The sequence below is a fragment of the Candidatus Binatia bacterium genome, assembly GCA_029243485.1.
Taxonomy (GTDB): Bacteria; Desulfobacterota; Binatia; order UBA12015; family UBA12015; genus VGTG01.
On sequence record JAQWRY010000028.1, the window covers coordinates 37,498 to 55,576 of the forward strand.

Consider the following 18,079-nt stretch of genomic DNA (forward strand, 5'->3'; position numbering starts at 1 on the left):
TGCCTGTGGATAACTTGCGGACAGTTTTCCACATCCTGTGAATTGACCTTCGCCCGGAAAACATGCGTTTTGCTTTGCATGCGACCGATGGCCCAGGGTGAGGAGAGCCGATCTGTCTCGCGGCTCGAACAGTTGGATGAAGAGGCGCGGATCGCCTACGGCGCGCTCGGCGATCGTGAGATCGACGAGTTGGTCGAACGCGAGCCCGGGTATTATTTGCGCCGGTTTCAGTCTCTCGGGCTCAAGTGGCCGCGCTGAGAGGAGGAGCCGGTTGAGGGCGGCAGCTCGGCGTGCTCGTCCGCGATCAGGAGCTGCGGGTCCCGGCGGGTGAGCTCTCGAACGTCTCGGGTCTGCATCTCTCGCTGAAGCTTCTGCCGGCGTTCGGGTTCGGATTCCTCTCGCGTGGTCTGAGCGCGTTGAAACGCAAGAACACACGGCCGGCTTCGAAGTTGGAGCGCCACCTCTCCGCGCGGCGGAATAGTTTTTTCCGGGACCGGCCCCAAGAGCGTTGGCAGGTGATGGCCGGCTCGTTTCGAGGTTTCGGGGAAGAAGCGAGGGCTCGCGACCTTCGTCTCCTCGTGGGGCCCCTGCCGGACGCCGACCAGGTGAACATACCCCGGAACTCATACCGCAGGAGGCTGTCTTGGTTCTCTGTGCGGAATATGAGCTCGAGTGCCTCGATCTTCGGCCGGTCCTGGACGCGGAGTCGTCGCCCCTCTTTCTCGAGGGTGTTCACCCGAACGCCGAGGGCTACCGCGTGATCGCGCGCGGCATCGCGGAGCGGCTTTCCGAGCCGTCTCGGTGATTTCTTGGGCACGAGCGCTTGACGCAGGCGGCGCAGATGGTCACGAAGGAGAGAGAAAGACGAGGAGGTTCCGATGAAGCGAATGTTTGGATGGATGTTGGTGGTGGCGCTCCTGGCGCCGGTGTCCGCGGAGGCCGTGGACACGGAAGACTTCCACATCAAGGAAGCGCAAGACCTAGTCGACGTCTGCACGACGCCCAAGACCGATCCTTTGTACGAGGCCGCAATGGGCTTCTGTCATGGCTACTGTGTCGGTGCGTGGGACTACTACCAGGCGGCCGGGCGAAAGTTCGTATGTATCCCGGCGAAGCCTCCGACCCGTCAGCAGGCGGTCGATGGGTTCATCGACTGGTCGGCGACGCATCCTGAGTACATGCAAGAAGGCGCGGTGCAGGCGCTCTTCAAGTATCTCGCGGGCGCGTACGCGTGCACGAAGGAGTAACGGCGATGAGAATTCTGATTGTGACGCTCACTCTCACGCTCGCACTGGCCGGTTGCTCCAACATGTCGGCCACGCAGCAGCGGACTCTCTCGGGTGGCGCCCTGGGTGCCGGTACCGGCGCCATCATCGGCGCGATCGCGGGGAACGCGGGCCTCGGTGCCGCGGCCGGAGCCGGTGCGGGGCTCCTCGGTGGCTATTTGTACGACCAGTACGACAAGGAGAAGCAGAACTCCTACCGTCAAGGATACCAGGCGGGGCAGACCGCCGAATGAGATAATCCCCGACGCGCTTGCCGTCGATCTGCCTGCAGGAGGCGACGAGCGCCGGACGAGCTGCTCCAAGACGACGTGTCGCTGTATCTCCACGTCTTGTGGTGCGACTACGCCGGCGTGGTTCGTGCGAAGGCCTTCCATACTCCCGTCGCTCCGGGACGAGTTTGGAGAGTCTGAGCGTCACCCAGACCATCCAGTGACTTCCGGTTACGGGCGCCGTGCCGATGGCGGAGGCGCGCCTGGAGCCGACGCCGCATGGGGGATCGACAACAAGGAGTCGGCTATTCGCGTCCTGCAGAACCCGTTCGGGGAGGGGCCGACCCACTTCGAGCGGCGTATGCTCCTCGAGGGTTGCTAGCATGGCGCCGTCGGCGGATGGGCTGGCGGCGGCGGTCCGGTTCCTGGTAAACCGCACGTGTGTCCGAGCCGTCCACGTATGATGCAATGGTCCTCGCCGGCGGTGGCTGCCGGTGTTTCTGGCAGGTCGGGTTCTACGAGACCGTCGCGCCCGAGTTGAACCTCCGACCGAAGCAGGTCGCGGCAGTGAGTGCGGGTTCGGCGATGGCGTGCATGTTGTTCTCGGGCACGGTGGAGCAGGGGCTCGAGTACTTCACGGACCGCGCGGGTCGGAACGAGCGCAACATCTACCCCGAGAACTTATGGGGTGATGCGCCGGTGTTCCCCCACGAGGAGATCTACCGCGAGACGATCCTGCACGCTTGCGATCAGGCCGCGTTGGACCGGCTTCGGCAGGGGCCCGATGTTCGCGTTCTACTCTCGCGCCCGCCGGAGTGGCTCGGTTCCCTTGGGGGCGTGGCGGTCGGCTTCCTCGCCTACGAAGCCGAGAAGCTGCTCTCGCCCAGCGTGCATCCCGAACTTGCGCGCCGCCTCGGATTTTCCTCTGAGGTCGTTTCGCTTGCGACGTGTGAGACGCCGGCGGCGCTGGCCGAGGTGATTCTGCAATCATCGTGCACACCTCCGTTCACGCCGGTCTACCTTCGCGACGAGGTCCCGGTGCTCGACGGCGGCCTGGTCGACAACGTCCCGGTGAGCGCGCTCACCGACGAGGCGGAGAATGTTCTCGTGCTACTGACCCGTCGATACCCGGACGATGTGATCCCCGCCGTCGCGGGCCGCACCTACGTGCAGCCTTCCGAATCGATTCCGGTCGAGAAGTGGGACTACGCCAGTCCGGATCTGGTGCTCGCGGCGCTCGACCTCGGGCGCCGCGACGGCGAGAGCTTCCTGTCGTCTCGGGCGGCGGGCTAGAACGCCCGGCGTGAGAAGTTTCGCCCGGCGTCAGTCGAACGCTTCCCAGACTCCGTCGATGCGGCGCTCGTGCGGCCGGTAGCGCGTCTTGTACGCCATCGGCGGTGAACCGGCCACGTAGAGGCCGAGGTACAGATACTGCAGGCCCCATTCTCGGCAGAGCGCGAGCTGCTTCAGGATCGAGTATGTCCCGAGACTTAGTGAAGAGTAGGTTGGGTCGAAGAATGCGTAGACGGCGGACAGCCCGTCGGTCGCGCGGTCGGTGAGGGCGACCGCGACGAGCTTGCCGTCGAGGCGGTACTCGATCTCGACCGTCTCCGTACAGCTCTCGACCAGGAACTCGCGGTAGCTGCCCAGATCGAGGAGGTCGTCTCCGACGGCGAGGCCGCGTTCGAGCTTGTGGAGGTTGTAGAGGTCGACCTTCTCGTCGGTGGCCGTCGGTGGTCCGAGCGAAACGTCGAGCACGGATTCGCCGGTCCGGAAGGCACGCCGCTGGGAACGACTCGGCCGGAATGACGTCACGTCGAGTCGAATAGCCTCGCACGCCGAGCAGGTGGGGCAGTGCGGTCGGTACAGGAGGAGCCCCTGGCGCCGATCGCCGTCATGCAGGCGGGCCGCCAGTTCGTCCCGTCGAAGGGGTCGCACCGGCAGCCGGAGCGGAAGGCGAGCGACCTCGCCGTCGAGGTAGACGCAAGGGCTCAACTCGTCGTGGACGATCCACTCAGTCGGCTCGCTGCCGATCCGGCGTGGGACACTCGGGCCACGGTTCATCGTAGACCATGGTACACGGCTGCGGGCCCGGAGATAAGTCACCCATCCGTTCCCGTCTGCTGGGCTCGGGTTTTCGCCCTGGCTATTGTCGGCCGAGATCTTCGGGAGGACGTATGCCCTACGAGGGGGAGCAGAATCGGCCGGACGAGCCAGCCATCGTGTCCCGCACCGCCTCGTGGACGTGGCGCGAGGCGGAAGAGGCCACCGAGCGGCTCGCGGCGGGCTACCTGGGGATGGGTCTTCGTCGCGGCGACGGAGATCGATCACGCTCTCCGCCTGTCGGCCGCATGCATGCTCGTCGTCCACGCTCGGGGCGATGACGGCAAGCTGACCGCAGAGCTTCACGATGACCCGAAAGGACGTACTGCTCCCCGGGTCGTCGCGGTCGCAAAAAGCAGACCATCGTGCACGAGGGATCGAACATCTACCCGCAGGAGGTCGAAGAGGCGGTGCTCGCGCACTCGGCGATCGAGTGCGTCGGCGTCGTGGGGGTCCACGACGTCTTCCCCGGTGAGAAGATCCGGGCGTACGTGTCGCTGCGTGATGGGCAGGAGCGTCCCGCCGATCAAGAACTCATTCATTTTGCCCGTGAGCGGATCGCTGCTTACAAGGCCCCCGAAGAGATTGTCGTCCTCGCGGAGATGCTGCTCAATGCGGCCGGGAAGGTCGATCGGGTTCGACTGAAGAAGCTGGCGGCCGGCGAAGACGTGTCGGCGCTCGGTGAAGGCGGAGCCTCGGAGGCTGGGTTGGCCGTGACGCGCTGAGCACGCGGGACGGGGCGATTGCGCACGGCCCCGATTCGCGCTCAGTTGAGAACCATGATTCCCGAGCCAAGCGGGCCGGCCTCGCGGCCGTGGTGGGTGAACGTGCTGCTCGCGTTCTGCGCCTTCATGACGTTCGCCTACACACCCTGGGACCTGTTCTGGAAACCCGTCGCGCAGGATCAGGAGGTCTGGTTCGGCTTCGTGCTCCGTGGCTGGGCGGCGAAGGCGACCGAGCCACTCCACTGGGCCATATACGGGGCGTTCACCTATGGCTTCTGGAAGATGAGGCCGTGGATGAGGTTCTGGGGGACGGTGTACTTCGCCCAGGTCGCCATCGCGATGGTGGTCTGGGGGCTGCTCGACGAGCGTGGGTCGCTGGTGGGCTCGGTGGTGAGCGGCATCGTGTTCGGTTGGCTGACGCTCAAGTACTGGCGTGCCGGCGAGATCTTCGAAGCTTCCCGCTGAGCGTCACCATTGCGGTCGGCGGCCGTGGGTCCGGCCCGTCGGTTCGCCCCCTGGGTGTTCAACCAGTAGGGGCTGAGGGGGAGGATTGTATGAAGACCGATTGGGTGATCGACGCGGATACGCACGTTACGGAGCCTCCGGATACCTGGAGCGCTCGGCTGCCGGCCAAGTTCCAGGACCGCGCACCGCGGGTGGTCTACAACGAGGAGTACGGCTTCGAGATGTGGCAGATCGGTGACGGCTCGGCGCCGGTTCCGATCGGTCATACCGCCGTCGCGGGGTGGCCCGAGCCGTTCCCCTCGGCGCCGAAGGGGTTCTCCGAAGTGCCGCCGGCCGCGTACGACGGGAAGGCCCGTCTGGCCTACATGGACACGGTGGGGATCTGGGCCATGGCCCTGTACCCGAACGTCGGTGGCTTCGGGAATGAGGCATTCCTGAAGCTCGGCGATCAGGAACTCATGGACGCCTGTGTGCGGGCCTACAACGATTTCCTGCTCGACTTCGCGGAGCCCGATCCGCGCCGTTTCATTCCGATCTGTGCGATCCCGTTCTGGGATCCCGCTGCGAGCGTGCGCGAGATCGAGCGTTGCGCCGCGGCCGGTCACAAGGGCATTTTGTTCACGGGGGAGCCGCACAAGTATGGGCAGCCGGTTCTCGCATCGCGCCATTGGGACCCGATCTGGCGCGCATCAGAAGAGACGGGCCTGCCCGTGAGCTTCCACATCGGCAGCGGTAACCTGATGGAGGAGTACAGCCCCGAGCGAATCGAGGCCTACGGGCTGCATGCGGTGAACGCGCGAACCGCGGTGAGCCTCTTCCTCGAGAACGGCAAGCAGCTCTCTGACCTGCTGCTGTCGGGGATCCTTCCGCGCTTCCCGAAGTTGCGCGTGGTCTCCGTCGAGAGCGGGATCGGCTTCCTGCCGTTCATCCTCGAGGCAACCGACTACGCGTTCGAGTCCTCGCAGGTGGTTGCGGAGAAGCCGGAGTTCGAGATGAAGCCGAGCGAGTACTTCGCCCGGCAAGTGTACGGTTGCTATTTCTTCGAGGAGTTCGCGCCGCAGCATCTTCTCCCCCAGATCGGTGTCGACAACGTCCTGTTCGAGACCGACTACCCGCATCCGATCTGCCTCTACGGCAACGTGCGTGAGAAGATCGAGGCCGGGCTCGCGAATCAGCCGGACGAGATCCGTCGGAAGCTGCTGTTCGACAATGCGGCGAAGCTCTACGGTGTCGGCGAGCCCGACCGAGCCTGGTCGCCCCCGTCGAACTCGCTTTAGGCGCCGGGGGGTTCTCGAACGGATGAGGGTGGTGGGGGCGAGCTTGTTGGTGGCTGTGGTGGTGATCGCGGCGACCGGCGACGTGCGTGCGGAAGAGAAGGCCGCCGAACGCGCGGCTAGCCGGGCCGAAGATCTCGCCGCCCAGAAAGCCGACGCCGAGGAGTTCCAGGGGGCGTACGGCCCACACGGTGCTGCTACTCGCGACGTGGAGATCACGCCGGCCGACGTGATCTCCAGTTCAGGACCTTTCGAAGGGGCGGCGCTGGGAATCGAAGCCGACTACATCCCCGGTGTGAACCTCCGGCTGTACTGGAAGCGGGGGATCAACTACCGGGTCGAGGACGAACTGACGCTGTTCACGCGCAAGGCTACTCTCGACGGCCGGGTCGGAGTTCGCTTCCAAGCAGACGCCGCCGCGTTCGCACCGAGCGGGATCACTGACGCCGGTGGCGGTCTCGGGGTGCGTCGCCTCTTCTTCTACACCACCGGCGAGCTCGATTTTCTCTACCCGGTTCTGTTTGCGCTCGACCTGGGCCTGGACGGCGGCAGCTTCTTCGTCGACGATGCGTACCTCTGGATCACGGACTTGCCGTACATCGGCACATTCAAGTTCGGGCAGTTCAGTGCTCCGATGTCGCTGGCACACCTCACCGCGAGTGGCACGCGCCCCTTCATGGAGATAGGAACGCCGGCCGAAGCGTTCTCCCCTGGCAGCAAGGCAGGCTTTCAGTTTGCCAACGACGCGTTCCACCGCCTTCTGACCTGGCAGGTGGGCTGGTTTGCAGACACGCAGTCGGTTCCAGTCGGCGACGCTTCAGAAAGCCTGACCCGTGTCGTCGGTCGCCTCACGGGGCTGCCGATGTTCGAGCGGTACCTGGACACGCAGCAATTGCTTCATCTCGGGATCAGTGGGAGTTGGGTGTTCTCGAACGACCAGCGCGTACGCTACCGGTCCAGGCCCGAGAGCTTTCTTGCGCCCGCCCTGGTCGATACCGGCGAGATCGAGGCCTCGAATGCGACCCTTCTTGGTCTGGAGGCGGCGTGGGTGCGGGGGCCGCTCTCGGTTCAAAGTGAGTTCTTAGGGTCGCAGGTGAATACCGGGGGCGCAGGCAGCCCGCTCTTGTATGGCGTGTACGCGATGAGCAGCTGGTTCCTGACCGGTGAGACCCGTCCCTACAATCGCGCGTCGGCCATCTTCGGGTCGGTGGTGCCGAAGCATCCGCTCGCGTGGGACGATTGGCAGACCGGCGCCTGGGAGCTCGCGGGCCGGTTGTCCTGGACCGATCTGTCGGATGAGGAAGTTCACGGCGGCCAGATCTTCACCTTGATGACCGGTTTGAATTGGTACCTTAACCGGTACGCCCGAATGATGTTCGACTACGGGTATTCCCAATCAAACGACGGTCCGCAGGAGGGTGGAATCCACATCTTCCAGGCCCGGTTCCAGATCAACATCTGAGCGGCTGTTCTGAGACGTTCATTGTTCGGCCGCGACCGTATGTGCCATGAGTCTCGGAGGTGAGGGGCTCTTTTTCGATAGGCTTCCCGGGGCTCGCCGCGAAGACGGTTTCGGGGAGCCCCGCGGTGAACGGGCAAGCGATGCCGAGCGGGCGCCCGGCCAGCAGCGCGGACATCGCTCCGCAGGGCGCGCGCTTCTTCCAGATGGTCTCGCACACACACAAGCGGGGGCGTCACTTCTGGGCGGAGCTTGTCGATGGCACGCTGCCGTACGAGAACTTTGTCTACAACGACCCGACTCGTGTACTGTTCGATCCGCCTCTCGCGTTCGATTCGAGCCCCGGCGCGGGTGACGGCTGGTGCGATGCGTGTGCGATCACCGGCGGCGAGAGCACGGAGAACGAGATGTTCCTTCTGACCGGGCAGTACTACATCGAGGAGGGCTTCCCTCAGGCGCCGTCGGACGGCCCGGTGTACGCGGGCGCGGCGTCGGTCCGTTGAGCCGCCTTCCGCACCACGGCAGGCTCGAACCACTGACCCCGACGGAGTGGGGTGAGAGGACGGGGCAGACCCTCTCCGGCACCGTGGAGCGCGTCTCGAAGCTGGAAGGCGAGGGGGTACCGCCGGCCGAGAAGCCGCTGAACATCCTCGCGACCATCGCGCGCCATCCGAGCCTGCTCGAACCGTTCCTGGCCTGGTCCGCCACACTGGCACTCCAGGGAGAGCTGTCGCGGCGGGATTCCGAGATGCTCGCGCTGCGTGCGGCGTGGAACTGCCGTTCGCCGTTCGAATGGGGGCATCACGTTCTGTACGCGCGCGCTGCGGGTCTGAACGACGAAGAGATCGAGCGGATTGCGCGGGGCCCCGCATCTCCTGGATGGGCCCCGGAGGATGCGGACCTTCTGCGCGCTGCAGACGAGTTGCACAGTGGGCAGGATCTCTCGCCGGAGACCTGGGCACGGCTTCGGCCGCGTTTCAGCGATGCGCAGCTGGTGGAGATCCCGTTCGTGGTCGGCCAGTACACGATGCTCTCGATGGTGGCGAACTCGACCGGGGTCCCGATCGAAGACGGACTGTCGACCCTGCCCGAACTAGACTGAATGCCGCGCTCAAAGTGGGCGCGCACCGCCGGTGTTCGCCCATCGTGAGCCGGCATCAGGCTGCCCGGCAGGAACGCCCACTTCACCCTCGCGTCGTCGTCGGCGTGATCAGCCACCTTGGTCGCGCAGGATCGGCTATCGGAGCATTTACCGGTGTTGAGGAAGTGCTGCTTGATCGCGGCACAGATGTTCTTGGTGAGCTTGAGGCCGCCCATCTGCCCTTGGTCTTGGGAGGCGATCGACGACGGCGCCATGCGCCAGGGTTGCGAACCGAAGGCTTTGGCGCGTGGTGCGTTGTACCGTGTCCGCGGGGGATTGCTGGCGTGGCAGTCGACGCATCGGGTCTGGACCGTCGGGACCACATTGCGGCGGTCCGGCTCGTGACGCACGCCGCGTTCTCCTTGTCGCGGGTTCGTTTGGTCCGTGTGGCAGTTGAGGCATCGCCGGGGGCGGGGTTGCGACCGTGCTCTCGGTGCCGACGAGTGGTCCAATGCCGACGCGGTCGACGTCCCCGAGCAGCTCGCGCAGCTCGGCGACGCCCTGAGGTCCTCCAGGAGAACTGCTTTGCTTGGATCGCCCTTGGACTTGGCGAGGGGCGCTGCGAGGATGCTCGCGGGAGACATTACGCAAAACCTCGCGAAGGTCGGTCGGAGTTTCACCGGCATCACGCGCGACGCCTCGGGCCGCAGCGCGGCCGGTCGAGCGTCGGCAGACGACGGGCGCTGTTGGGCTTAGGGCCTCTTCGCCCGTGTTGCATCGTGCTTGACGAGCAACGCACCTCCGGTTCGTATGCCGATCTCGCAATCGGCCGCGGCGGTTATTGCGATTGCGGTGCTGACAGTTGGTGTCGTCTGCATGGCGGGCTCCTTCGTCGTGTGAACTTCGACTGGAACCGTGGTGCCACGCTGGTGCCGCTCAGAGCATTCCCCAGAACAGTGCAGAGCGATTGGTATCGGGGAGGTGGCGGCGGGTGAGATGAGGGGTGCGTGCTACCTCACCACCCGAATTCGGAAGCTCGCGGCCATCGTCTGCCCCGGTTCCAAGACCCGCACCCCAGAATCCGCATCCCCGCTCGCAAGCAAGTTGAAGCCGTTGTTTGCGTTGCTGACGGGTTCGAGGGCGAAGTAGGGCTTGCCCGGTGGGGTGAAGAGGATCACGTGGCGGAGTGGCGGTTCGCAGTCGATCTCCGCCCGGATCTTCGAACCGGGCCAGGTGATCACGGCCTTGCCGTCCCAGCCGCCGAAGCAGCAGTCGACGACGTCGCCGGCGAGGGCGCGGGAAGTGCTGAAGTCGTGGCGGGGGTTGATCGGGCCCGCCGGGGCGGTGGGGACGAGGCCGGCGTACTCGCGGGAGAAGGAGGCCTGGACTTCGACCTGTTCGCTCGGGTCGAGCAGGGTACGACTGAAGTAGGGGTGGTGGCCCATCCCGGCCGGCATGCGCTCGGTCCCGGCGTTCTCGACTTCGAGCTCGGCGCGGAAGCCGTTCCCGTCGATTTCGTAGCCGAGGTTCGCGTTGAACGGGAACGGGAAGTTGATGTCCGGGAAGCTGCGTGACTCGAAGCGGAGTCGGACCCAGGTGGGGCCGGAGTCCGTAATCTGCCAGGGGCGCTTGCGAACGTCGCCGTGGATGGTGTGTCCGTCGTCGGTGTTCGGTTTTAAGTGGTATTGCTTGCCCTCGAAGGTGAACTGGGCGTTGCCGATTCGGTTGGAGTAGGGGGCAAGGACGAACGAGGCCATCTCCGAACTGTTGCCGCTCTCGAGCGCGTCGGGAGGCGTCGGGCGCATGACGGGCACCCAGCGGTCCTGCAGCCGAGTCGCCAATGTGACGATGCTGGCGCCGGCGTCGGGGTCGATCTCGCAGCGGAGATCTTCGTTCTGCAGTGTCGACAGGCTCAAGGTGCGTTCCTTTCTCTAGAGTGCCGGCGCGATAGCCTTCAGCGCGCTCTCGAGCATCTCGTACGGTGCACCCTGCGGGAGGTTTACGAGCCCGAGGCCCATGCCCTGCTTCCCCCATTCGGCGAGTTTGTCGCGGCAGTACTCGGGCGGTCCACAGATCGCGATCGCGTCGATCAACTCGTCGCTGACGGCGGCGGCCGCCTTCTTGCGATCTCCCCGGTGGAAGAGATCGCGGACGAGGTCTGCGTTCTCCTTGAAACCGAAGCGGCAGAACATGTCGTGGTAGTAGGTGCCCATGCCGCCGATGTAGAACGAGACCATCGGCTTCATCATCGAGCGAGCGAAGTCGCCGTCCTCGATCGGGATGACACCGAGGAACGGGGCGAGTTCGATGTCCTTCGGATCTCGGCCCGCTTCCCGCGCGCCGTCCTCAACCCATTTCAAGCCGTCCTTAAAGTTCTCGTAGGGCCAGAACGTCGGAACCCAGCCGTCGGCGATCCGGCCGATCTCGGTGATCGCCTTTTGTTGCAGCGAGGCGACGTAGATCGGGATGTCGGGTCGCGTCGGCGTCATCTCCAATTTGAAATGGCGAAGGTCCGCGAGTGTGCTCTGCTCCGAAGTGAGGCGCTCACCCTTCCACAGAGTGCGGAGGACGCCGATCGTTTCCCGCATCCTTGTGAGCGGCTTGGTGTAGGGAACGCCGTGGAAGTTTTCGACGACGTTCTTTCCGCTCGTGCCGAGTCCGAGGATGGCTCGTCCGTCGGAGATCTCGTCGAGAGTCGCGGCGCTCATTGCGAGGAGGCTGGCCGATCGGCTGAAAATATTGGCAATACCGGTCGCGAGAAGGATTCGTTTCGTGTGAACGGCGATCTCGGTCAGGAGCTGGAACTGCTCGTACGACCAGGCCTCCGGGATCCAGACGGAGTGGTAGCCGAGGTCTTCGGCCAGTTGGCTGGTGCGGAGCACTACCTTGCGGTCGTAGTCTTTCCAGAACGGCACGATTCCGAGTTTGGTCGTCATTTCCGAGAGTTCCTCCGGCTGCGCATGATGCACGAGCGCGGTCCCCACGACAATGACGCGCCCGAGATCGCTGGGCTTGACGGCGCGGCGCGGGAAACCGAGAAGGGAGCATGCCTGCCATCCATTCCATGGAGGAACACGCCGATCGGATCGCGCGCCAAGGCTATACGGTCCTGGAGGGAGTTCTCGAACCCGAGCTCGTGGACGCCCTCAGCACCGACCTGGCGCGTCTCGAGACAGAGCTGAAGGTTCGCCCAGCCAACAACGAATTCGAGGGCAAGAAGACTTTGCGCCTCTACAATCTCCTGACGCATGGGAAGCTGTGGGAACAGGTCCCGGTGCACGACGCGATGCTTCCCCTGGTGGAGAAGATTCTGGACCATGGGTGCCTCGTGTCGACGCTCTCATCGATCGGCATCGACCCGGGCGAAACGGAGCAGCCGATTCACGCGGATGACCAACTGATCCCGCTCGCCAAACCGCACGTCGCGACCGTTTGCAACACGATGTGGGCGCTGACCGACTTCACCGAGGCCAACGGCGCGACTCGAGTCATTCCGGGCTCACATCTGCGAGATTCCTCACCGGACTTCGGACAGCCCTACGACAGCGTGCCGGCGGAGATGCCGCGCGGCAGCGTCCTGGTGTGGCATGGAAGCCTTTGGCATGGCGGCGGGGCGAACCGGACGGACGAGCGCCGCGTGGGCATCGCGATGAACTATTGCGCGGGCTTCATTCGGCAGCAGGAAAACCAGCAACTCGGAATCCCGAGGGAGATCGCGCAGGGTTTCTCTCCGCGCCTGCGTGAACTGGTGGGATACGGGATCTATAACGGACTCATCGGGCACATCGACAAGAAGAGCCCGGCGGATCTTCTGGGCGAGGGCGCGGATCACACGATGGTCTGGGAGCTCTGACGCTCTAGGGCGCACCCGCCCAGCGGGGCACGCCGGTTTCTTGGATGGAAAGCTCATCGTGTTGGACGAGGAGGGTCACGTCTTCGTCCTGGTGCAGGCGGCGGAGGAAGCGGCGCACCTCCCCCAAGCGGTCCGTGTCTTCGGGTACGACAAGCGTGCTGTAGATCCAGGGCTTCGGAAGGTCGTGTCGAACGCCGTCCCTTATGTTCACGATATCTCCGGTGAAGGCGTACGACTTGGCACTCTCGCCGTCTCCGACCCGCGCGACGACGATCTGACTTCCTGGCGTGTGCCCGGCAGCGGCAATCACGCGAACCCCGGGGAAGCCGGGAACGGGTTCGAGCGGGTTGCCCTCTTCGAGTGGGACGAGTTCGACGCAACCCGCTTCGTTCAGGATGTCGAGTCCGCGAGTGGTGAGGTAGTTGGGGCGTGTGAGCTGGGCTTTGGTTCCGAACACGCGCAGCGGACGGCTTCGTCCTTCGCAGAGCGCGGTGATTCCGTCGACGTGGTCGTGATGGAGGTGGCTAAAGAGGACTCCCTCGACGTCGTCGGCGCGGGCTCCGAGCTGTGCGGCCGTCGGAGTGTGCGGTTCGATGGGGCGCGCGCCGATGAGCTCGGCCCCGGCTCCGAAGTTCCGCGCCTCGTCCTGACTCATCCCCAGGTCGACGAGGAGGACGCGTCCGTCGGCCCACTCGAGCACGAAGGAGGGGTGGCTCATCCGGTACGGAGCGCCCGGGGTAGGGTCGAGCTGCGGGTCCAGCACGCCGGAACGCGGCATGTCCTGACTCGCGGAGTTGATCCACGAGAGCCTGACGGGGCCGTCCGAGTCGGCCGCGAGGGCGGCGGGCACTCGGTCGGAGGCCGGCAGCGGGGTCCGCTCGCCGCGCAGCGAGACATGCGCCCAGAGAAGCCCCCCACCGAGCAGCACGATGCCGATGCCGAGGAACGCGAGTAGGCCCAAGAGGATCCGTTTCACGGCTCGGAAGATAGCCGAAACGGCCCTGGGCGGCATCGTCCCGGGCCTGGGCTGCTTTAGCTCCAAACCTCGCTAAGATGGTGGCCTCGGCCCCGTCATCCGCGCGGTGTAATTGGACGTGTCCTATCAACTCTATACGGGGGTCCTGCTGCTCACGGCGGTCTGGCTCTCCTTTCTCGCGGTTCGCGTGTGGGCGCGGCGGCCCGCACGAGCGGCGACGGCATTCGTCATCCAACTCGGCGCGACCGCGGTCTGGTGCGGATCGTACGGACTCCAGCTCGCATCGTCCGACCCCGAGATGAAAGTCTTCTGGAGTCGCTTGCACTACCTCGGCGTCGTCGTGGCGCCGGTCGCGTGGCTCGTCTTTGTCTCGGAGTTCACCGGCCGCGACGGATGGGTCAACCGTCGCAGCATTGCGCTCCTCAGCATCATCCCTGCGCTCACACTGCTTGCCGTATGGACGAACGACTTCCACCAGCTGCATTGGCGCGCCGTAATCTTCGAGGTCGTCGGCGGCGAGATGCGGATGCGCGTGCTCGCGGGCTCATGGTACTGGGTCGCGATCGGCTACGTGTACGTGTTGTACGCTGTCGCCATGCTCGAGGTCCTGCGTGCGCTCGTTTACGGACACCACGTTCAGCGGCGCCAGAACACCGTGCTCCTCGCAGCAGCCGCGATCCCGGCGCTCGTCAGCATTTTCTACATGAGCGGCTGGACCAACGTAGACGTGACCGCACTCGGTTTCGCGGGGACGGCGCTCGTCGTGTCCTGGGCGCTGTACAGCTTTCAGCTTCTCGATCTCGTACCCGTGGCGCGCGAGACGGTTGTCGAGGAGATGCGCGACGCTGTCCTCGTTCTCGACGATCGGGGCCGCGTAGTCGACTTGAATCCGGCGGCTCTCGACGTTCTCGACCTCGATCCTGCGGATGCCATCGGGCATCACCTCGACGAGGTGCTGCCGGCGGCGCGTGGGATGCTCGGTCGGTCCCGGCAGCGGGGCGTGGCCACGGCGATGGAGCTGGAGCTCGGTGGAGAGCACGACACGCGGTGGTACGAGCTGCGGCTGTCTCCGTTACGGGGCCGCCGGCGCCGACTGGGCGGCGACCTCGTGATTCTGCGAGACATCACCCAGCGTATCGAGTCCGAGCGCTCGCTCTCGGAGGCGCGGGATCAGGCACTCGCGGCGGACCGCGCGAAGGGTGAGTTCCTGGCGACGATGAGCCACGAGATCCGGACGCCGATGAACGGCATCATCGGCATGACCGACATCCTCCTGGACACCGAGCTCGCCGAAGAGCAGCGCGAGTATGCGGAGCGCGTTCGGGTGGCTGGCGAGAGCCTGCTTACGATTCTGAACGACATCCTGGATTTCTCGAAGATCGAGGCGGGAAAGCTACAACTGGAGGAACGGCCGTTCCCCCTGCGCCAGACGGTGGAGGAGGCGGTCGACCTGCTCGCGGAGCAGGCACATTCACGGGGTCTCGATCTGGCCTGCGTGATCGCCTCGGACGTGCCCGAAGACGTCATTGGCGACCCGGACAGGGTTCGGCAGATTCTGCTCAACTTGTTGTCGAACGCGGTGAAGTTCACCGAGGACGGCGAGGTCGTCGTCCGAGTTGCGCTGGTCGGGATCGATCATGGCCGCGTGATCGTGCGGTGCGAGGTGCGCGACACCGGCATCGGGATCGATTCCTCGGTGCGGGAGCGGTTGTTCGAGTCGTTCTCGCAGGGCGACCCTTCCAGTACGCGTCGCTACGGAGGAACAGGCCTCGGCCTTGCGATCGTGAGCCGCCTCACCGAGCTCCTCGACGGAGAGGTGGATGTCGAGAGTGCGGTCGGGCGCGGCAGTACGTTCTGGTTCACGATGACGCTCGGAATTTCCGGGGCCGGGCGCGCGCAGACACGAGGCCGTCGGTGGGCGCACGGTGTTCGCGCCCTCTGCGTCGAGCGCCACGAGCCGACGCGCCAGCATCTGCGCGGGGTGTTGGCCGAAGCAGGTGTGGAAGTGGAGTGCGCGGTGGACCTCGACGGTGCGATTCAGCACCTCCGTCGGTCTGCGGACGAGGGCCGCCCGGTTCGGCTTGCCATCGTGGACCAATCGCTCGCGGAGGGGGGCGGCCGCGAGATCGCTCGTCGGCTCCGCTCGGTTCCGGCCTTCGCGAAGTTGCCGGTTCTTCTCCTCGTCCCGTTTGTCTCCCCGATCGAGCCGTCGGCGGAAAACGCACGGGCGGGCATCGTCGCGCAGCTTCACAAGCCGGTGCGACGTGCTCAGCTTCTCGCGCGCGTCCGGGTCGTTCTCGGCTTGGGCGCCGGCGATGAGACGACCTCAGCCTAGGAGGCTGACCCAAGATGGCTCGGCATCAGGTCGGCGTATTCCGGCACCTCCGCGCCAGTGACCCACGCCTCGACCATCGCGTTCACGGCTTCGGGCGCCTCCTGCTGGACCCAGTGTGACACGTTCGCGAGGTAGCGCACGGTCAGGTCGCTCACGAGGGCGTCGGTTCCGTAGGTGAGTTCTTTGCCGAGGGCGGTGTCCTCCTCACCCCAGACAAGGAGGGTCGGAACGTCGAGGAGCGGTGGGTCGTCGACCATCTTCTTCCACGCCGGCGGCATGTATCGCAGCCCGCGGTACCAGTTGACCATGGCGGTGAGCGCGCCGGGTTGCGTGGCGTGGCGTCGGTACACTTCGGTGACCTCTTCGGGGAACCGGCTCTTGTCGATGGCCATTCCGCGGAAGGCCTCGGTGATCGCACGACCGTTCCCGGCACCGAGGATGGCTTCGGGCAGTCGGGGGACTTGAAAGAACACGCCGTACCAGGACCGCTTCATCTGAGCGAAGGTCTTGAGGCCGCGGCGGAACAGCGTTGGATGAGGCACGTTCATGATGACGAGTCGGTCGAGCGTTCGTGGACGCGCGAGGGCGAACATCCACGCAACGATTGCGCCCCAGTCGTGGCCGAAGAGGGTGACCGACTTGCAGCCGGATGCATCGATCAACCGGCTCACGTCGTCGACGAGCGCTTCGGTTCGGTAGGCGCGCGTGCCGAGGGGGCGGGTCGTGTTGCCGTAGCCGCGCTGGTTGGGGGCCCATACCCGGTAGCCGAGCCGGGCGAGCATCGGCATCTGGTGCCGCCACGAGTAGTTTAGCTCGGGGAAGCCGTGGAGCAGTAGGGCCAGGCGTTCGCTCTTGGGATCGCCGGCGACGTCGATCTCGAAGTCGATCTCGCCGGTGTTGACACGGATGGTCTCGATCGAGTCGCTCATTGTGGGGAGCGGCTCGCGACGGGTTCGGGGCGATCGATGGAGCGGACGGTCGTCTGCAGAGGCTGGTGCATCATGGCCATCGGGAGAGTCTCGTCGCCGGGCTTGTAGGGCTGTTCGAGAACGGCTGTGAACATGTGGAGGGTATAGTCCCCGGCCTCGGGAATGTCTTCCACGTCGATCAGGGTGAAGCCGGCGGCATGCTTGCCGGCGGTCTGCGGTCGCTCTGGCGTGCCGGGGTCCTCATCCACGAACACCGTGCCGCGGCGGACGCCCCACTCCTGCCATGCGTCCGGAGTGATGAACGCCTGCAGGAAACTGCCGCCGCTGCCCGTGGTCACCCACCAGTCGTGGTCGTCGCTCGTCAGGACCAGTTCGGGTTCTCCCTCGAACGCGAGCCCGTCGGGGTGATTCGCATCGAAGTACTTCGTTCCGTCGGCGACTTCCCGGAAGTCCGTGAGCGTGACGAAGCTGAAGTCGCTCGCGAGATTCAGCACGACCCAGGGGATCGAGACCTTTGCCGGCGTGACGAACGAGCTGCGGAAGTGATGCGTCTCGACGCGGCCGCTGGGCAGTTCCGGGAAAAGGGCTCCGAGATCTACAGAGAGATCCACCTGGCGCGTGGCGCGCACGGGTCCGTTCTTCACACCGGAGAGCTCCATCATCGAGTCCTCCTCGGTGAACTCCAGCGAGAACTTTCCGAAGAAGAACGAGAACGTCGGCGCGCCGCGCATCCGGGTGCGGTGAACGAGGTTCGCGCCGGAGCCGCCTGCCTCCGGGGCGATGCGCAGCGACGTGAAGAAGTTCCCCGTGTCGTGATAGTCGACGGTGTAGAGATCGGAGTGTGCCTGGTTCGTGGCTGCGTCGAACCGTACGTACTGCATCTTCGACGGGACGGGTACGGTTCCCGGGAAGTGGAGCACGTACGCCCAGGCGTGCGACTCGGCATCGGGTGCCGTGACTTCGATCTCCACGATGATGTCGGCGTCCTGCGGCAGGTCCGCCCGCTCGGCACGGTCGCCGGTGTCCATCGCCATGAAGACGAGTTCGTCGTTCGCGTCGATGCCGGGTTGGTCCTCCTCTTCCGAGGAGGAATCGTCGTCGTCCGTCGCAACCATAACCAAGCCGCCGGTCTCGTACCGCTCGTCGATCTGGAAGGGGATCGCGACGGCTTTGCCCTTGCGCAGAGCGTACATCCGAACCCGATCCAATGACCGCCCGGTCAGGTCGGGCAGGTCGGATCCTTCGAGGATTACGGGGTCGTGCGTGCGGGGGAGGGTTTTCTTCGCGGTGGAGGCGGCGCGCGTGTCCCCGGGGGCAAGCAGGGCCGCGGTGCACAGAGCGACCAAGACGAGGGTGGAAGCCGGGTTGCGTCGAGGCATCCTGA

At 65.3% G+C, this 18,079-nt stretch carries 20 protein-coding genes; 14 read left to right on the forward strand and 6 right to left on the reverse strand.

The genetic code is table 11. The features are described 5' to 3' along the window. Window positions 1–87: 87 nt before the first annotated feature. The 6 genes from P8R42_09095 to P8R42_09120 all read left to right on the forward strand — a co-directional run bounded on the left by P8R42_09095 (window position 88) and on the right by P8R42_09120 (window position 2,788). Window positions 88–258, forward strand: coding sequence for a hypothetical protein (locus tag P8R42_09095; GenBank protein ID MDG2304797.1), 171 nt, complete (start codon window positions 88–90; stop codon window positions 256–258). 385 nt (window positions 259–643) lie between these two features. Then, window positions 644–805 (forward strand): hypothetical protein, encoded by a 162-nt coding sequence (locus P8R42_09100; GenBank protein MDG2304798.1) that lies wholly within the window; start codon window positions 644–646, stop codon window positions 803–805. 73 nt (window positions 806–878) lie between these two features. Next, window positions 879–1,247 carry a Rap1a/Tai family immunity protein gene (locus tag P8R42_09105; protein ID MDG2304799.1) on the forward strand — a complete coding sequence of 123 codons (369 nt, stop codon included), beginning with the start codon at window positions 879–881 and terminating at the stop codon, window positions 1,245–1,247. A gap of 5 nt (window positions 1,248–1,252) precedes the next feature. Then, the gene (locus P8R42_09110; protein ID MDG2304800.1) at window positions 1,253–1,519 is read left to right on the forward strand and encodes a glycine zipper domain-containing protein; all 267 of its coding nucleotides are present in this window, start codon (window positions 1,253–1,255) and stop codon (window positions 1,517–1,519) included. 196 nt (window positions 1,520–1,715) lie between these two features. Next, window positions 1,716–1,877: a hypothetical protein gene (locus tag P8R42_09115; protein ID MDG2304801.1), complete on the forward strand. Its 162-nt coding sequence runs from the start codon at window positions 1,716–1,718 to the stop codon at window positions 1,875–1,877. A gap of 59 nt (window positions 1,878–1,936) precedes the next feature. Next, window positions 1,937–2,788: a patatin-like phospholipase family protein gene (locus tag P8R42_09120; GenBank protein MDG2304802.1), complete on the forward strand. Its 852-nt coding sequence runs from the start codon at window positions 1,937–1,939 to the stop codon at window positions 2,786–2,788. 30 nt (window positions 2,789–2,818) lie between these two features. On the opposite strand, the gene P8R42_09125 is transcribed toward P8R42_09120, so the two are convergent. After that, a complete protein-coding gene (locus P8R42_09125; protein ID MDG2304803.1) occupies window positions 2,819–3,559 on the reverse strand; it encodes an arginyltransferase in 741 nt (246 codons plus the stop codon). A 404-nt stretch (window positions 3,560–3,963) separates the two neighbouring features. Here P8R42_09125 and P8R42_09130 point away from each other — a divergent pair, with 404 nt between their 5' ends. The 6 genes from P8R42_09130 (at window position 3,964) to P8R42_09155 (ending at window position 8,623) form a co-directional block, all read left to right on the forward strand. After that, on the forward strand, window positions 3,964–4,323 hold the full coding sequence (locus tag P8R42_09130; protein ID MDG2304804.1) for a hypothetical protein: 360 nt from the start codon (window positions 3,964–3,966) through the stop codon (window positions 4,321–4,323). A 54-nt stretch (window positions 4,324–4,377) separates the two neighbouring features. Further along, window positions 4,378–4,788: a hypothetical protein gene (locus P8R42_09135; GenBank protein ID MDG2304805.1), complete on the forward strand. Its 411-nt coding sequence runs from the start codon at window positions 4,378–4,380 to the stop codon at window positions 4,786–4,788. An 89-nt stretch (window positions 4,789–4,877) separates the two neighbouring features. Beyond that, window positions 4,878–6,065, forward strand: coding sequence for an amidohydrolase family protein (locus P8R42_09140; GenBank protein MDG2304806.1), 1,188 nt, complete (start codon window positions 4,878–4,880; stop codon window positions 6,063–6,065). Window positions 6,066–6,087: 22 nt separating this feature from the next. Beyond that, the gene (locus P8R42_09145; protein MDG2304807.1) at window positions 6,088–7,524 is read left to right on the forward strand and encodes a porin; all 1,437 of its coding nucleotides are present in this window, start codon (window positions 6,088–6,090) and stop codon (window positions 7,522–7,524) included. Window positions 7,525–7,664: 140 nt separating this feature from the next. Next, complete coding sequence (locus P8R42_09150) at window positions 7,665–8,024, forward strand: hypothetical protein (protein ID MDG2304808.1); 360 nt, start codon at window positions 7,665–7,667, stop codon at window positions 8,022–8,024. Beyond that, the gene (locus P8R42_09155; protein ID MDG2304809.1) at window positions 8,021–8,623 is read left to right on the forward strand and encodes a carboxymuconolactone decarboxylase family protein; all 603 of its coding nucleotides are present in this window, start codon (window positions 8,021–8,023) and stop codon (window positions 8,621–8,623) included. The genes P8R42_09150 and P8R42_09155 overlap by 4 nt, the downstream gene beginning before the upstream one ends. 989 nt (window positions 8,624–9,612) lie before the next feature. On the opposite strand, the gene P8R42_09160 is transcribed toward P8R42_09155, so the two are convergent. Then, window positions 9,613–10,518 carry an aldose 1-epimerase gene (locus tag P8R42_09160; protein MDG2304810.1) on the reverse strand — a complete coding sequence of 302 codons (906 nt, stop codon included), beginning with the start codon at window positions 10,516–10,518 and terminating at the stop codon, window positions 9,613–9,615. Window positions 10,519–10,533: 15 nt separating this feature from the next. After that, window positions 10,534–11,538, reverse strand: a complete 1,005-nt coding sequence (locus tag P8R42_09165) for an LLM class flavin-dependent oxidoreductase (GenBank protein MDG2304811.1) — start codon at window positions 11,536–11,538, stop codon at window positions 10,534–10,536. Between the two features lie 110 nt (window positions 11,539–11,648). On the opposite strand from P8R42_09165, the gene P8R42_09170 reads away from it, so the two are divergent. Further along, window positions 11,649–12,455, forward strand: coding sequence for a phytanoyl-CoA dioxygenase family protein (locus P8R42_09170; GenBank protein MDG2304812.1), 807 nt, complete (start codon window positions 11,649–11,651; stop codon window positions 12,453–12,455). A gap of 4 nt (window positions 12,456–12,459) precedes the next feature. Here the strand turns inward: P8R42_09170 and P8R42_09175 are convergent, their stop codons facing one another. Continuing rightward, entirely contained in the window at window positions 12,460–13,431 is a 972-nt protein-coding gene (locus P8R42_09175) for an MBL fold metallo-hydrolase (protein MDG2304813.1), read from the reverse strand. Window positions 13,432–13,549: 118 nt separating this feature from the next. On the opposite strand from P8R42_09175, the gene P8R42_09180 reads away from it, so the two are divergent. Then, a complete protein-coding gene (locus P8R42_09180; protein ID MDG2304814.1) occupies window positions 13,550–15,766 on the forward strand; it encodes a histidine kinase N-terminal 7TM domain-containing protein in 2,217 nt (738 codons plus the stop codon). On the opposite strand, the gene P8R42_09185 is transcribed toward P8R42_09180, so the two are convergent. Both P8R42_09185 and P8R42_09190 read right to left on the reverse strand, forming a co-directional pair. Next, window positions 15,763–16,695 (reverse strand): alpha/beta hydrolase, encoded by a 933-nt coding sequence (locus tag P8R42_09185; GenBank protein ID MDG2304815.1) that lies wholly within the window; start codon window positions 16,693–16,695, stop codon window positions 15,763–15,765. The genes P8R42_09180 and P8R42_09185 overlap by 4 nt on opposite strands. Beyond that, complete coding sequence (locus tag P8R42_09190) at window positions 16,692–18,074, reverse strand: hypothetical protein (GenBank protein MDG2304816.1); 1,383 nt, start codon at window positions 18,072–18,074, stop codon at window positions 16,692–16,694. The genes P8R42_09185 and P8R42_09190 overlap by 4 nt, the downstream gene beginning before the upstream one ends. Window positions 18,075–18,079 lie beyond the last annotated feature (5 nt).

What these genes read in the sequence shown, in the direction of transcription:
- P8R42_09095 (MDG2304797.1), top strand. Translation starts at nt 88, where the DNA reads ATGGCCCAGGGTGAGGAGAGCCGATCTGTCTCGCGGCTCGAACAGTTG.
- P8R42_09105 (MDG2304799.1), top strand. Translation starts at nt 879, where the DNA reads ATGAAGCGAATGTTTGGATGGATGTTGGTGGTGGCGCTCCTGGCGCCG.
- P8R42_09110 (MDG2304800.1), top strand. Translation starts at nt 1,253, where the DNA reads ATGAGAATTCTGATTGTGACGCTCACTCTCACGCTCGCACTGGCCGGT.
- P8R42_09125 (MDG2304803.1), bottom strand. Translation starts at nt 3,559, where the DNA reads ATGAACCGTGGCCCGAGTGTCCCACGCCGGATCGGCAGCGAGCCGACT.
- P8R42_09135 (MDG2304805.1), top strand. Translation starts at nt 4,378, where the DNA reads ATGATTCCCGAGCCAAGCGGGCCGGCCTCGCGGCCGTGGTGGGTGAAC.
- P8R42_09140 (MDG2304806.1), top strand. Translation starts at nt 4,878, where the DNA reads ATGAAGACCGATTGGGTGATCGACGCGGATACGCACGTTACGGAGCCT.
- P8R42_09145 (MDG2304807.1), top strand. Translation starts at nt 6,088, where the DNA reads ATGAGGGTGGTGGGGGCGAGCTTGTTGGTGGCTGTGGTGGTGATCGCG.
- P8R42_09150 (MDG2304808.1), top strand. Translation starts at nt 7,665, where the DNA reads ATGCCGAGCGGGCGCCCGGCCAGCAGCGCGGACATCGCTCCGCAGGGC.
- P8R42_09165 (MDG2304811.1), bottom strand. Translation starts at nt 11,538, where the DNA reads ATGACGACCAAACTCGGAATCGTGCCGTTCTGGAAAGACTACGACCGC.
- P8R42_09170 (MDG2304812.1), top strand. Translation starts at nt 11,649, where the DNA reads ATGCCTGCCATCCATTCCATGGAGGAACACGCCGATCGGATCGCGCGC.
- P8R42_09185 (MDG2304815.1), bottom strand. Translation starts at nt 16,695, where the DNA reads ATGAGCGACTCGATCGAGACCATCCGTGTCAACACCGGCGAGATCGAC.
- P8R42_09190 (MDG2304816.1), bottom strand. Translation starts at nt 18,074, where the DNA reads ATGCCTCGACGCAACCCGGCTTCCACCCTCGTCTTGGTCGCTCTGTGC.